This is a genomic window from Winogradskyella immobilis (assembly GCF_021887715.1).
Classification (GTDB): domain Bacteria; phylum Bacteroidota; class Bacteroidia; order Flavobacteriales; family Flavobacteriaceae; genus Winogradskyella; species Winogradskyella immobilis.
This window is the reverse complement of sequence record NZ_JAIQXX010000009.1, coordinates 108,087-122,946: the sequence shown is the minus strand read 5'-3', so window position 1 is coordinate 122,946 and position 14,860 is coordinate 108,087. Positions and strand designations below refer to the sequence as shown.

The 14,860-nt window shown below is 32.1% G+C and carries 13 protein-coding genes; 3 read left to right on the top strand and 10 right to left on the bottom strand.

The window, feature by feature from the left end; genetic code table 11:
* Positions 1–331: 331 nt before the first annotated feature.
* The 5 genes from K8Z87_RS08620 to K8Z87_RS08600 all read right to left on the bottom strand — a co-directional run bounded on the left by K8Z87_RS08620 (position 332) and on the right by K8Z87_RS08600 (position 4,820).
* Positions 332–1,093: an SDR family oxidoreductase gene (locus K8Z87_RS08620; RefSeq protein WP_227477099.1), complete on the bottom strand. Its 762-nt coding sequence runs from the start codon at positions 1,091–1,093 to the stop codon at positions 332–334.
* The gene (locus K8Z87_RS08615; RefSeq protein ID WP_227477098.1) at positions 1,093–1,857 is read right to left on the bottom strand and encodes an SDR family oxidoreductase; all 765 of its coding nucleotides are present in this window, start codon (positions 1,855–1,857) and stop codon (positions 1,093–1,095) included. Before K8Z87_RS08615 ends, K8Z87_RS08620 begins: the two co-directional genes overlap by 1 nt.
* A gap of 9 nt (positions 1,858–1,866) precedes the next feature.
* Entirely contained in the window at positions 1,867–2,235 is a 369-nt protein-coding gene (locus tag K8Z87_RS08610; protein ID WP_227477097.1) for a cupin domain-containing protein, read from the bottom strand.
* Between the two features lie 69 nt (positions 2,236–2,304).
* Positions 2,305–3,222, bottom strand: coding sequence for an EamA family transporter (locus K8Z87_RS08605; protein ID WP_227477096.1), 918 nt, complete (start codon positions 3,220–3,222; stop codon positions 2,305–2,307).
* A 44-nt stretch (positions 3,223–3,266) separates the two neighbouring features.
* Complete coding sequence (locus K8Z87_RS08600; protein ID WP_227477095.1) at positions 3,267–4,820, bottom strand: DEAD/DEAH box helicase; 1,554 nt, start codon at positions 4,818–4,820, stop codon at positions 3,267–3,269.
* Positions 4,821–5,155: 335 nt separating this feature from the next.
* Between K8Z87_RS08600 and K8Z87_RS08595 the strand changes: the two genes are divergently transcribed.
* A complete protein-coding gene (locus K8Z87_RS08595; RefSeq protein WP_227477094.1) occupies positions 5,156–7,375 on the top strand; it encodes a type IA DNA topoisomerase in 2,220 nt (739 codons plus the stop codon).
* Here K8Z87_RS08595 and K8Z87_RS08590 read toward each other — a convergent pair.
* Complete coding sequence (locus K8Z87_RS08590; protein ID WP_227477093.1) at positions 7,372–10,677, bottom strand: M1 family aminopeptidase; 3,306 nt, start codon at positions 10,675–10,677, stop codon at positions 7,372–7,374. The two genes, K8Z87_RS08595 and K8Z87_RS08590, sit on opposite strands and share 4 nt — an antisense overlap.
* A gap of 2 nt (positions 10,678–10,679) precedes the next feature.
* Positions 10,680–11,567: an ABC transporter ATP-binding protein gene (locus tag K8Z87_RS08585; RefSeq protein ID WP_227477092.1), complete on the bottom strand. Its 888-nt coding sequence runs from the start codon at positions 11,565–11,567 to the stop codon at positions 10,680–10,682.
* A gap of 208 nt (positions 11,568–11,775) precedes the next feature.
* On the opposite strand from K8Z87_RS08585, the gene K8Z87_RS08580 reads away from it, so the two are divergent.
* Together K8Z87_RS08580 and K8Z87_RS08575 are read left to right on the top strand one after the other, a co-directional pair.
* Positions 11,776–12,570 carry a sensor histidine kinase gene (locus K8Z87_RS08580; protein WP_227477091.1) on the top strand — a complete coding sequence of 265 codons (795 nt, stop codon included), beginning with the start codon at positions 11,776–11,778 and terminating at the stop codon, positions 12,568–12,570.
* Entirely contained in the window at positions 12,567–13,268 is a 702-nt protein-coding gene (locus K8Z87_RS08575) for a LytR/AlgR family response regulator transcription factor (RefSeq protein WP_227477090.1), read from the top strand. Before K8Z87_RS08580 ends, K8Z87_RS08575 begins: the two co-directional genes overlap by 4 nt.
* Before the next feature lie 3 nt (positions 13,269–13,271).
* Here the strand turns inward: K8Z87_RS08575 and K8Z87_RS08570 are convergent, their stop codons facing one another.
* The 3 genes from K8Z87_RS08570 to K8Z87_RS08560 form a co-directional block, all read right to left on the bottom strand.
* On the bottom strand, positions 13,272–13,742 hold the full coding sequence (locus K8Z87_RS08570; RefSeq protein WP_227477089.1) for a GyrI-like domain-containing protein: 471 nt from the start codon (positions 13,740–13,742) through the stop codon (positions 13,272–13,274).
* A 2-nt stretch (positions 13,743–13,744) separates the two neighbouring features.
* Positions 13,745–14,182, bottom strand: coding sequence for a DUF1801 domain-containing protein (locus K8Z87_RS08565; RefSeq protein ID WP_227477088.1), 438 nt, complete (start codon positions 14,180–14,182; stop codon positions 13,745–13,747).
* Between the two features lie 69 nt (positions 14,183–14,251).
* The gene (locus tag K8Z87_RS08560) at positions 14,252–14,713 is read right to left on the bottom strand and encodes a cold-shock protein (protein ID WP_227477087.1); all 462 of its coding nucleotides are present in this window, start codon (positions 14,711–14,713) and stop codon (positions 14,252–14,254) included.
* Between the last annotated feature and the right edge of the window lie 147 nt (positions 14,714–14,860).

Sequence of the window (14,860 nt, the reverse complement as noted above, 5' to 3'; positions counted from 1 at the left end):
ATTGCATATAAAATAAATTACAATAGTAATTTGATTTTATCAACGCAATATGCGGTTGACAGCGGACATTTGACATAACGGCAAATTATAGGACAAATGCTTTTTTAACGCTGCGAAGCAAACCGTTTCTAGTTTAATGCCCAAGTACTGCACACTAAAACCAATAGTACTAAAGCTTCTGGGATATTTTACATAATATCATTATAGTTGACTAATGGTATGTTCTTAGTAAATAATCAATAATAGCATTTGTCCTATAATTTATATTATGTAAAATATAATTAATAACAACCATACTCTATACTTGATTATATGTAAAACTTAAATTGAATTATCTAATATGACTTCCGGCATTAACATCAATCGTTGCACCTGTAGCATGATCCATTAGTCCGCTACACATTAAAGCTACTAATGGCGATAAATCTTCAGGTGTTGTTAATTCCTCTAAAGCAATTTCTTCAAGAATACGTTCTTCACCATAATTAGCAATAAATTGTTCTGCCATTTGTGTTTTAGTAAATCCTGGAGAAACTACAAATGCCTTAATATTTTCTTTTCCGAATGAACGCGCTACGCTACGTGCTAAAGACGTTATTCCACCTTTAGATGCTGCATAAGCTAAATACTCTTCTGTTTCGCCTCTAAATACGGCTCTACTTCCAATATAAACAAAACGTCCACCGTTTTGCGTGCGATACTGATCTATACCAAGTTTAGTCAATAAGCCTACCGCATCTAGGTTTATAGCCATGGTCTTTCTCCAAACAGAAAACCAATCCTCTATTGTTGATTTTGATGAATGTTCTAAAAATACTCCTGCATTTAAAACAATGGCATCTATAGTTTTATACTGACTTTGTACTGCTTTAAATAAAGCAATCACTTCTTTTTCTTTAGCTAGATCAGCCTTAAACGCTTTAGAACCATTGTTGTGGTTGTTTACTAAAGCTTCTGCAGAAGTTTTATCGCTATTATAATGCACTGCAACTTTAGCGCCGTTTTGCATTAAATAATCCGCAATAGCTTTACCTATACCTTTTGAGGCACCAGTGACTAAAATAACTTTATCAGAAACGTCAATCTGCGTCATTACAATATGTTTTTTATCCAACCGCCATCAACAGCTAAAGATGTTCCTGTAATATAACTGGCACGAGCACTTGCTAAAAAAGTTACTGCTGCTGCAAATTCTTCTGGGTTTCCAAAGCGTTTTAAAGGAATTTCGTTCACCGCTTCAGCAAACGTAGGGTTCTTTTCAATTAATGTTTTTAAACGATTCGTTTTTGTATAACCTGGCATTACATTATTTACCGTAATGTTATATTCTCCCAATTCACTAGCCAAAGTTTTCATAAGTCCTACAACCGATGCTCTAACAGAATTCGATAAAATTAAATTCTCTACAGGTTGTTTTACCGCTTGTGAGGTTATAGAGATAATTCGACCCCAAGGTTGTGTTTTCATGCCTGGTAGAAAACTACGGACTAAACTCACAGCACTGCCTAGTAAAAGTTCGTAAGTGGTATTCCAATCGTCTTGCGATAAGGTTTCAAAACGTCCAGAAACAGGACCACCTGTATTGGTTACTAAAATATCAATAGCCGTATATTGCTTTAAAATAGTGTTTACAATACGATCACGATCTTCAGCAATAGATAAATCCCCGATAAATGCTGAGACCTTACCAGAACCTACTCCATCAATTTCTTGCTTTGTAGCTTCTAATAATTCTGTATTTCTACCATTAAGAATAACATGAGCTCCTTCCCTAGCCAATTCTAAAGCCACACTTTTACCTAAACCTTGACTAGATGCCGCAACAAAAGCAATCTTATCTTTAAGTCCTAAGTCCATATTGTTTGATTACGAATCGTTTCTTAAATAATTATCGGTACCATCTAACCAATCTGACCTAATTGGTGTCCAAGTATCTATTTCTTCAACATCAGTTACCATTAACGCTTCATGAGGTACATTTGCAGGAATAACCACAACATCACCAGCATGCATATCAAAGGTTTCTTCTTTGTCTGCACCAAACCAAAAACGCATTGTACCAGAAACAACCTGAGTCACTTGTTCGTTAATATGGCTGTGCAATGGCACCATAAACCCTTTTTTAAATTTCATTTTAGCAATCATTACTTTATCTCCATAAACTAATTTGCGCTCCATTTTTGGACCAACCTGTTCTGTTGATACTTCATCCCAATTGTGTCGTTTTACCATCATAATTTTATGTGATTTTGTCTAACAAATATATCTAATCCTTATATAAGAATATTTTTATTTATAAAAGTATTAACGCTTAGGGCTATTATAGCTTTTAGATATTTTATCGCGCTTTGTATTAATAAAATATACGCCTAATAATAGTAATACTGCAGCAGAAATGGTTTGTAAAGTAATTTGTTCTTCTAAAAATTTCCAACCTAAAAGTAATGCTATAATAGGGTTAACATAAGCCGATGTTGCAACTTTCTCTGGCGAAACATTTTTTAACAAGTAATTAAACGATGTAAAAGCAGCAATACTACCAAACAGTACTAAACCTACCATAGACAGTTGTGTTTTAAGTGTCCAATCGGTTAATGCGATCCAAGATTCACCAAATAATCCACTTGCAATACAAAGGATAATGCCTGCTGTTAACATTTGATAACCTGTACCTATAAAGAAGTTTTTGGGCAAATCGGCTTGTGCTATAAATAAGCTGCCAATAGCCCAACATAATACACAAGTAAAAATAACGATGATGGCTAAAGTACTTCCGTCTTGAAATGTGAGTTCTTTTTGACTAACAAGTAAATACATACCAACAATCCCTAATGCAATACCAATTATAGATTTTAATTTAATCGCTTTCTTTTGATAAATACGCATTAATATTAAAATGAGTAAAGGGTTTATAGAGGCTTCTAATGCTGCAAATCCGCTATCGACATACTTTAATGCCCAAACTATAGCTCCATTACCATAGGCTAAAAACAAGAATCCGGCTATAGTGCAATTGATAAGTTGTTTTTTAGAGACACGTAAACTTTTCTTTAACAACTTAGCTATAATAAGAACCAAAATCCCTGCAAAAGAAAAACGTACTCCTGCTAACATAAATGGCGAAAGTTGCATTACCGCCATTTTATTTAACATGTATGTAGAACCCCAAAACACATAAATAGAAAAAAACGAGAGTATAATTAAGATGGTTTTTTTTCGCATTTATATTGGGTTATTATAACAGTTTCGTTTTTCTTATAATAAGGTTAGTCTTCTGGTGGATAGCCATGAATCTGTTCAAACACGTCATCAAAATTCTGACGTAAATATGAGTTTAGTTTCTTTTTGTAATCGTCTTTTAGCCAACTGATAAAATTATGTGTGCTTTTACTAATACACTTGGCGTAAACCGCTATTCTATTATTAATATCATCTTTTAATAATTTTGCTAAAGCAATAGCATCGTAAACATCTTCGCTATTTTCTATGCACATTTTAGCATGGTGTTCTATAGAACGCTCTAAAACCACTTTAGAAGATTCCCCTTTTGCTGTAGCATCAATATAAACCTGTTTTACATCAAAATACGTATCTTCTGATTTGGCAAAATCTTCCTGAATATCTTCATGTAATTCGTGTCTAAATTTTGCTTCAATAGATTCATCAGACTGAATACGATCTATGTAGTAATTAGGAGATTTAAAAATCATTTGCCAATCTAAATCAGCTCCCCAAGGTCCAAATCGGTAATAATTATTTCCTAAATCAACAACTGTAAATTTCGATTTATTATTCAAAATACGAGAACCACGACCAATCATCTGATAATACAAGGTTAAAGACTTGGTCGCTCTATTGAGGATAATCGTATCTATAGTGGGTTCATCAAAACCGGTGGTTAAAATACTAACTGATGTTAATATGGCATTTGGTGTTTCTTTAAACCATTGTAAAATTTGGGCACGTTGTTTTTTAGTCGCTGTATTATCTAAATGCATAATAGGAATACCTGCTTGTCTAAATGCATAATACACGTTTATTGATGTATTGATTCCGTTATTAAAAATCAAAGTCTTTTTACCGAGTGAATGCTTTTTGTAGGCATCTACAAGCTTTTGAAGCATTGCCGGACTAGAATATAAGTCTTCAGACGATTTTACAGTATAATCACCGTTAGAACCTACTTCTAAAGATGTTAATCCCATATCGTATTGAAAAACTTCTGCACGTGCTAAAAATTCATTTTCTATAAGTGCTTCAATAGTTTCACCTGCAATAAGTTCATTATAATTATCTTTCATCGGAAGTTCTTTATTAGAACTCAGTGGCGTTGCAGTAACACCTAAAATAAAAGACGTTTCAAAGAATTTAAACAGTTTAGTAAATGAATTGTAATGTGCTTCATCAATGATTACTAAACCTATATCAGAAATATCTAATTTACCATCATTAAGACGGTTATTTAAAGTTTCTACCATAGCCACAAAACAACTATAGTTGGCTTGATCGTCTAAATTGGCCTTACTATTAACCACCTTGTTTTCTACTCCAAAACTGGTTAGCATTGTAGACGTTTGGTTACATAACTCAATACGATGCGTCATTACCAACACTTTTCTGTCATGGTTCTTTAAGTATTGACGAACCATTTCTGAGAAAATAACCGTTTTTCCACCACCGGTTGGTAATTGGTATAACAAGTGATAATCGCTGGGAGCAGTATCAAATTTCTCAAAGATTTGCTGAATAGCTCCTTGCTGGTAGTTATATAATTCTTTTCCTGATTTTTTATCCTGTAGCGCTTCTACTCTATCTGACATGCTTAAACGAACTTCATATTATATATTAACGCAAAATTACATAAATTAAAATGCTATATCTGTTGTTTAGTAGAATTAAAATATCCTAAATTTTATAATGAATTACATAGGGTTTCTTGAAGTTATATAAATTGTAATTTTTAAATTATTTTTATCAAATATGAATACTGTAAATAACTAATTATCAATATATTTAAGTACTATCATTGAAATATTTTATATAAGTAATATTTGTATTAGAATTGGTGTAGAAAAGAACTGTATAAATTAATAAATAATTTCGTATTTAAAATCTTTAAATTTCTGTATTTTGTGATTCTAAAATTTAAAATGTATTGAAAGTTTGTATTGCCGAAAAACCCAGTGTGGCTAGAGAAATTGCATCCGTATTAGGTGCAACTACAAAACGTGACGGCTACTTTGAAGGCAATGGTTATGCCGTTACTTATACATTTGGACATTTATGTACGTTAAAAGAACCTAGCGACTATAAACCGTATTGGAAAAGTTGGGATTTAAATAACTTACCTATGCTTCCTGAGAAGTTTGAAGTTAAAGTTTCGGACAATCAAGGAATAAAAAAGCAATTCAGTATTGTAAAAAGCCTATTTGACAAAGCAGAAGTTGTTATAAACTGTGGTGATGCTGGGCAAGAAGGAGAGTTAATACAACGTTGGGTGCTCAACGAAGCTAATTATAAAGGAGATGTAAAACGACTTTGGATTTCATCTTTAACTACAGAAGCCATAAAAGAAGGCTTTAAAAATTTAAAACCTGCATCAGATTATGATAATCTATACTACGCTGGGTTTTCACGCTCAATTGGCGATTGGTTATTAGGCATTAATGCCACACGATTATATACCGTAAAACACGGAGGTTATAAACAAGTGCTTTCTGTTGGTCGTGTGCAAACTCCTACGCTTGCCATGCTTGTTAACCGTTGGAAAACCATTGAGAATTTTAAGCCTCAACCCTATTGGGAATTGCAAACCATTTACAGAGATACAGTGTTTAATTACGAAGACGGTCGTTTTTTAAAGATGGAAGACGGAGAAGTATTAGCAAATAAAGTAAAAGAACACGATTTTGAAGTCGTCTCAGTGACAAAAAAGAAAGGCAAAGAGTATGCACCAAAACTTTTTGATTTAACAGGCTTACAGGTATATTGTAATACGAAGTTTGGGCTATCAGCTGATGAAACCTTAAAAATTGCTCAGCGATTATACGAACAAAAGGCCATTTCGTATCCAAGAGTAGATACTACTTTTTTACCAAATGATGTTTACCCTAAAGTCAAAAGTATATTATCAAAACTTAGTAGTTATGCAACATTAACTACTCCTCTACTCGCTCAAAAAATTAAAAAATCATCTAAGGTTTTTAATGATAAAAAAGTAACCGATCACCACGCTATAATTCCAACTGGTATAGAAATACACATGCAACACAATGAGCAACGTGTTTATGACGCTATAGTTAGACGGTTTATTGCTGTGTTTTATAACGATTGTGAAGTGTCTAACACTGTTGTTATTGGTAAAGCTGCCGAGGTAAAATTTAGAACTACAGGAAAAGAAATACTAAGTAAAGGTTGGCGTGTTGTATTTGAATCTGAAAAATCAACTAAGAATGAAGATTCTATTTTACCAACATTTGTTGAAGGAGAAAAAGGAAAACATCAACCTTCTTTTATAGAAAAACAAACCAAGCCACCAAATCAATTTACAGAAGCCTCTTTATTACGCGCTATGGAAACAGCTGGTAAACAAGTAGATGATGATGAGTTAAGAGATATTATGAAAGAAAATGGTATCGGTAGACCTTCTACACGTGCTAATATTATTGAAACGCTATTTAGACGTAAGTATATAAAGCGAAATAAAAAGCAATTAATACCTACCGTAACTGGAATTCAATTAATTGATACTATTAAAAATGAATTGCTAAAATCCGCAGAACTTACCGGAAGTTGGGAAAAACAATTAAAAGATATTGAAAAAGGTGAGTTTTCTGCTTCTGCATTTATAAAGGGTATGAAACGTATGGTTGATGCTCTTGTCTATGAAGTACGAAGTGAAAACGTACAGACTAGAATTTCTGCCGTAAATAATAAACCATCTGGCAAGCCAAAAGCAAAGTCAAAGGCTAATACGGTAAATCTCATTGGTGCTTCTTGCCCAAAATGTAAGTCTGGTCAGCTTATAAAAGGGAAATCTGCTTATGGATGTACGCTTTATGGCAAATCTTGTGATTTTACTTTACCGTTTAATTTTGGTGGTAAAAAGGTTTCAGAAAATCAATTCCTACGCTTATTAAGCAAAGGATCTACAGTAAACTTAAAAGGTTTTAAAATTGAAGGCAACACCATTGAAGGTTTGCTCAGGTTTGATGATCATTTTAAATTAAAACTAGAACCTAAAAAAGCAAAGTCAACACCAGTTAACGCTGGTGATATTTGCCCTAAATGTAAAACTGGCCAGGTTTTAAAAGGAAATACTGCTTTTGGTTGTAGTAATTATAAGGTTGGTTGCGACTACCGAGTTAGCTTTTAATTTTTCACATCTGTGATTATTTTTAAAGCTTCTACAGACTCAAAAAGTTCTGGAATCATATACTGAAGATCTCTTGGTGTGACCTCCTTAAAATAGTCTAACAAATCTTTAGAAGTGACATATCTATCTGTTTTAGTCTTTAAAACACCATTTCTAGTATTCCAATCCTTAAGAAAACGTCTTAATGCCTTATTAACGTTCTCCTCTCCTATTGCCTTTTGAAATTGATACATTTGGATGGCACCTTTGGCATAGTACACATAGTCTTGATTTTCTACTAAAGCCAATGAAGGTTCCTTTAAAGCTTCTCTATCTTGACCTTTTTTATAAGTCTCGTTTTGCAACTCTAAAAATTGAAGTAGTTTGTCTTCAGAATAGTGTTCTTTTAAAACCATCATCGCAGCATATTGTGATAATGTTTCTAAAATAAAGTGTCTTCCTTTTACATTTGCGGCTTCTACTTGCATTCCAAACCATTGGTGCGCAATTTCGTGAGCAGTAACATAAAATGCCATATCTACATCGTTTTCATCATCTATATCTAATACAAAACCTATAGATTCTGAAAAAGGTATGGTTCCAGGAAATGATTGTGCAAATTGCGCATAACGTGGAAACTCCATGATTCGTAAGTGCTCATATTGGTAAGGACTAAAATTTTTAGTGAAATAGTTTAGAGATGCTTTCATAGACGATAGCATTCTATCTAGATTATAATCATGTCCTTTATGATAGTATATCTCTAGGTCAATAGGTGTTGTTATTGAATCCTTTTGAGACATCCATTGATCTTTTTTTATCTCATATTCCGCAGAAACAATAGAATAAAAATTTATGATTGGAATTTTCATTTTATAATGAAAATAGTTACGTTCATTTTCTGTCCATTGCTCTAACAACTCTCCAGGAACTAAAGCGGTTTGCGATTTGGATGTACCAATAATCATTTCAAAATTTAAGCCGTCAGAATCACTACCTGACCTCGCATTTACAAGCTCATTAACATTTTCTCTTTCTGCTTTATTAGATCGTAAAGGTAAATTATAGTCTTCACGATCACTAGGATCATTTAGTTCATATTTTCTAGTATATCCTATGGTTGGTAAATCTGAATTACTAAAAAATGTTCCATTTTTGTTGATATTCACATTAGAACTCCCTGATTCAAAACCTTTTGTCATAAAGTTTTGCTTAAAGTACATTTTTATAGAATCCCCTGGCTTTAAGACTTTATTTAGATTGAAAATTGAATAATCAAACTTTTTATATTGATTGTCTCGCGTGGCTCCACCTTCAAAGGATAAGCTATCTATTGTGATATTCCCTTCTAGAAGTTTTTGAATATGAATAGATGCTATGTCTTCCGTGTTAGTATTCTTCAAAATATAATAGCCTTCTACTGTATAATCTCTAGTTGAAGGATACAACTCCAATTTTAAATTAACATCTACAATTTTAGGTTGCGGCAGATATTCAAACTGTTTAAGTTCTTTTTCATAGTCTACTCTAAAGGCAGTAGCCTCAGAAGCTGTCCAATAGTCATTCAACACATTAGTGTTGTAAAATATAAAACTCCCAATGGCTATAACCATTAAAAACACGATTGAAGCTAACTTAAAAAGTGGTTTGCTTAATCGGTATTTGCCAGTTTTAAAACGCTTTACCAAGTTAGTTTCAATGCCTCTAACGGATACCAAAGATGCTATAATCAGTAATAGTATTCCGAAGAGCAACCAGTATGATTTAATAAATAGGTATGGTTTTAAAAAATGACCATAACCATTCATTTCAGAATACGTACCTATAGTATTACCACCAAACAGATATAAATCATGATCAAAGCCAAATGCACCAAGAGCAGTATTGGCAATAAAGAAGGTTATGACCAGCATGATTCCTACAAATTTATGATTTACAACAGATTGAATAAAAAAGGCTACACAAGTATATAATGCTAGAAATGGTAAAATCTCTAAAAAGAAACCATAAAAATAGACGTGTAGTTCATATTTATAATAGCCACTCAATGTTTGAAATATAATGCCTGAACTAATTAAGGCGAGCATTAGCACTATATAAATTAAGTTTAAACCAACATACTTGCCAGCTAACTTTATAAAACTCGACATCGCTGTAGCGTCATAAATTAAATTTAGTTTTGCACCTCTTTCTTTCCATACCAATTCTCCTGAATAAAAAACTAAAATAATTATGAAAAAAAATATGGATGTTTCTTGAAGTTCCTCAACTATAAAATACGTAGCAGGATAACTATCAACACCATAAACAGTACCCAAGTTTACAGAGTTAACAAGAATAATAATCATACCACATATAACAATAGCCCAAAAGGAAGGTTGCTTGCAAATACCCATAAAATAAAACCAAGAAAACTGTTTTAATTGTGCCCACTTTGATCTTAAATCGTATTGCTTTTTAGCATCTGGTATAATGACTTCATTGCCATCATTGATATTAGTCTTTGATATTTGTTTTCGTTTTCCTTTAGAGCGTTTTTCTTTAACAACATTAAAATTGAATTTATGATAACCATATACTAATGCTGCTATCCCAAGAGAAAACCAAAATAGTTTGTTATACAAAAGCGCTCCTATAAAAGGAAGGTCTTGAGTGCTCTTCTCTAGAGTAGTCCAGGATTTTGTGATAAAAGTTGTTGTGGTTAATGAGAACGGATCTAAGATAGCTTGCCAAAACTCGTTAGTTATAGCTTTGGTTAACATAAATACAACAAATAAGAAGATACCTTGTGTATACACTACTACAAGATTTCTACTTAATGCACCTGTTACAAAAAATAACGCAGCTCCAAAAAATACAGTAGGTAAGGTTACTAATAAAAAGGTCTTTAAATAGACCAATCCATTAAAAGTTAATAATTCATCCGCAGCAATCCAAGGCATCAATTCACCTAGCATCATTCCCAAAGGAATGCCACTAAACACAAATAACAAAACTGTAAACGATCCCAAAAATCGACCTAACAAGTAATCTCTTTTGTGAATTGGAGTAGAAAACATAAGTGATTCTATGTTGTATTCAAAGTCTCTTAACACCGAGACTCCCATTATCATAGAAGCTAAAATCATGAACAAACCTGTAATTGCTCCCATAGATTTTGCAACTACCAAGGGCGAGTTTTTTTTCATAAGCCCTAAATCAGTGCCTTGAAAAATAAAGTCGACTCCAACAATTGAGAATAAAAATAGAAACAAAAAAAACACATAAGTGTCTGGTCGTTTGATACGATATTGTATTTCGAACTTAAAAATATGGTACCACATAATTATATAGATTTAGAGTTCGAATGATTAAATATTTCAGAAAAATACACATCCTCTAATTCGGCATTGATAAGCGTAAAGCCATCTCTTGGATTCACATCACTTAAGATGTGAATGGTTGGTTTTCCAAGAAATAACTTTTCACTAATGACCTTGTAATTTTGTTTATAGAAACTTAATTCAGACTTTTCTATTGTTTTCTTATAGACCTTCCCTTTTAGTTCCTCTAAGATTTGTAGAGGATTTCCCTTTAAGCAAACCTGCCCTTGATTAATAATCGCCATGTTCGTACAAAGCTCTTTAACATCATCAACTATATGCGTAGATAAAATAACAACGGTATGTTCTCCTAATTCACTTAATACATTGTAGAATCGATTACGTTCAACAGGATCTAATCCTGCAGTAGGCTCATCTACAATAAGTAACTTCGGGTTATTCAGTAAGGCTTGTGCTATGCCAAAACGTTGTTTCATTCCACCTGAATATCCTTTAAGGTTTTGTTTTCGAACATCATACAAATTGGTTTTATGCAAAAGTGCTTTTACTAAGTTTTTACGTTCGCTTTTATTGGTAATTCCTTTTAGTACTGCAAAATGATTGAGTAATACTTCGGCAGATATTTTAGGATACAAACCAAATTGTTGTGGTAAGTATCCCAATACCTGTCGTAACTCATTTTTCTGTTTTAAAACATTAATATCTCCTAAAGCAACAGTACCGCTGTCAGCTTCTTGTAATGTTGCAATAGTTCTCATTAAAGTGGATTTACCAGCTCCATTTGGACCTAATAAGCCAAACATGCCTTTTGGTATTTCTAAAGAAACATTTTGCAAGGCTTCAATTCCGTTAGCATATGTTTTAGAAAGATTATCAATGATGAGTTTCATAATGTTCGTTTTTTGATTGATGAGGACAAACATATAGCCGTTTTTGGCCTTTAAAAACTGATAGTGATACAAATAGATAAATTAGGGGTAAACAGATTATCTAGGACTACAAAGGCTTCATGTAACACATTTGTGATCGTTTATCATCAACTACATACTGTTTATCAACTAATTTGTAAGCCGTGTTTTATTTAACTAATATTGATTTATGAATTTCAAAATTCCAGATAGAAAAAAGAAAATGATTAAGCGACTTTATAAAATTGCACTTGTTCTTATTGGTCTAATTGTTGTCATTTTTAATGACACTTTTGGTAAATTAGATGGGTTTGTAGAATTTATAGCATTATATTTTATAATCATATTTATCACTATTGCACGTTGGCTTTTTAAGCAAATCAAATTCATTATTAGATTAAAGAATGAAAAATCAAAAACAGAATTGATGCATTTAAAAAGTCAAGTTAATCCACATTTCTTTTTTAATATGCTTAACAACTTATACGGTTTAGTCGATAAAGATTCTAAAAAGGCTCAAGAGCTTATCTTGAAACTTTCTGACATGATGCGCTATAGCATATATGATGGGGAAAAAGATACCGTTTTATTGTCTGAAGAAATTACGTATTTAGAGAATTATATAGAACTTCATAAAATGCGGTATCATAAAGTTATTGATGTACAATTCAATATTGAGACAAACGACAACGATTATGAAATAATGCCACTACTTTTTATTATTCTATTAGAAAATGCATTTAAGCATGGTGTTGAAAATTTAAGAGAAAATGCTTATGTTCATATAAATTTAGTGGCACATAATAATGAAGTGATATTTGAGATAGAAAATAATTTTGATGTTACAGAAGATAAAGAAGAATCAGGAATTGGTTTAAAAAACTTAAAACGTAGATTAGAGTTGGTATATCCCAAAAATCATATGCTCACGAAATCAAAAACAGATAATATCTATAGCGCTAAATTGAATATTAATGGCTTATGATTAAATATCTTATTATAGACGACGAACATATTGCTCACGATATTATAAAAGGCTATTGTGATATGCTTCCAAATTTAGAATTCAAAGCAGATTGCTATGATGCCATTGAAGCTATTGACTATTTGAGTAAACACACAGTAGATCTCATTTTTTTAGATTTAAACATGCCCAAGTTAAAAGGATTTGAATTTTTAAAAACCTTGTCATCTCCTCCTAAAGTTATTGTGACGACGGCGTATAGTGAATTCGCCATAGAAGGCTACGAATTAAATATTGTTGATTATTTATTAAAGCCGTTTAGTTTTGAACGCTTTTTAAGTGCTGTAAATAAAGTCACAAACTCTTCTAATACTTCAAATAAAGATGAAAGTAAGATCAAACTAAATCCTGAAGGAAGACATGTTTTTTTAAAGCAAAATAATAGTCATATTCAGGTAGATATAGATTCTATCTTATTTATTGAAGCTTCTGGCAATTACACCAAGATTATTACTAATGACAATACCATAAGTATTCGTGAAAAAATATCTGATACGATAGCTCTTTTATCTGATACTGATTTTCTTCAAGTCCATAAATCATTTGCAGTTGCAAAAAAACATATACATCGTATTGAAGGGAATCGAATCTATATGGGAGATCATATTGTGCCTATTGGGAAATTGTATAAGGCTAATGTTAATAGGTTATTAAAATAAAGTTTAGAAATTAAGAGACTTTATCGGTACATAAAAATCCTCCTCAGAATCTTCACTTCCATTTTTATACTTGTCTCCCATCACTTGGAAGTGTGGTCTATCGTCAATTGCATAGCCTGATGATGGTAGCCATTCGGTCATTATACCTTGGTAAGTTGCACCAGCATCCATACCTTTTTGGAGAAAAACAGCATATGTACCTTCAGGTATCGCAAAGGCATGCATTCCTTCGGGTATCAGCTCTATATCAGAAACTTCAACACTGGCCCAAATATTAAAAGACGCATCAAAATTCTTAAAATCAGAATATTCTTGCAATGCAATAAATTCATTGTTTACAGTATTTTTAATGGTTATTCGATTTGGCATAAAACGTTTCCACAACGCAACTATATTGCCGAATTGACCATGATGCATCTTGCTTTTCATGCCAATTAGTTTCTTCTCCGGAAGTTGTATAATTCTGGGGTTCATTATTACTTTTTAATTTTTGAAACAACCTTAAATGATTGATTTTGAGATGATTTTGATTCACTTTGAGCTAATTCTATAGCTTCTTTAATCAAAGCTTTAACTGAATTATTTTTAAAATCTTCAACACTAGTTATGGGAATATGACGAATTAATTTCCCTGTGCCTTTTAGTAATTGTTTTGGATCAGATAATAGAGCTCCTTTATTAAAACCTAAATTTAAATGGCTTGTATAAATCGGAATCATGCAGAAACTATCACCTAACTTTTCAGATAAAGAATAAACTGATGTCAAAGCATGTGTATGGTACAACAATTCTGTTGACATAGGATAATGACTTAAAACAAATGTTCTTAACTCTATATACAAATCTATAAGCTCTTGATCTTTGTACTTAAGCACATTCAGAAAATGTGGATGTACATCTTTATTTAAACTCATAACTTAAAAATATAAAAAAACCATCTTAATGTACATTAAGATGGTTATATAATTGTAGAACGTATAATATTATGCTTGTTTTACTTTAACAGCATTCATTCCTCGTTGTCCTTTTTCTAGCTCAAACTGTACATTGTCATTTTCTGTAATCTCATCAAGAATACCACTAACATGTGTAAAGTATTTTTCATTATTCTCAGCATCAATGATAAATCCGAAACCTTTAGAAGAATCAAAGAATGATACTTTTCCTTTTCGAATAGGATCAAATTCTACTTTTTCACCTGGAAGTGTTTTTGGGATACTGACTTCTATATTCTCTGCTTCAACTTCTATTTTTTGAGTTGGATCTGGCGGTGTATCTGTTAAATTACCATTAAAATCTACATATGCTATAGGTATACCACCTGTGCCTCCGTTAGCTTCTTTTTCTAATTTACGCGCTTCCATTTTTTTGCGCTTATCTTCTCTTTTCTTTAAACGTTTTTTTTCTTTTTCGCTTTTATTAAAGGTTTGTTGCGATTTTGCCATGTATGATTATAAAAATTATATTGCTGTAAAGATAGGTTTTTAGTTAAGAGAAGTCCTATGTTTATTGATTTTTCTTTAACTCTTAATGATTTTTTAATCTCCTAAATTTTAATAGTCTCGCTTTATTGCAAAAAAAATCGTGCTATT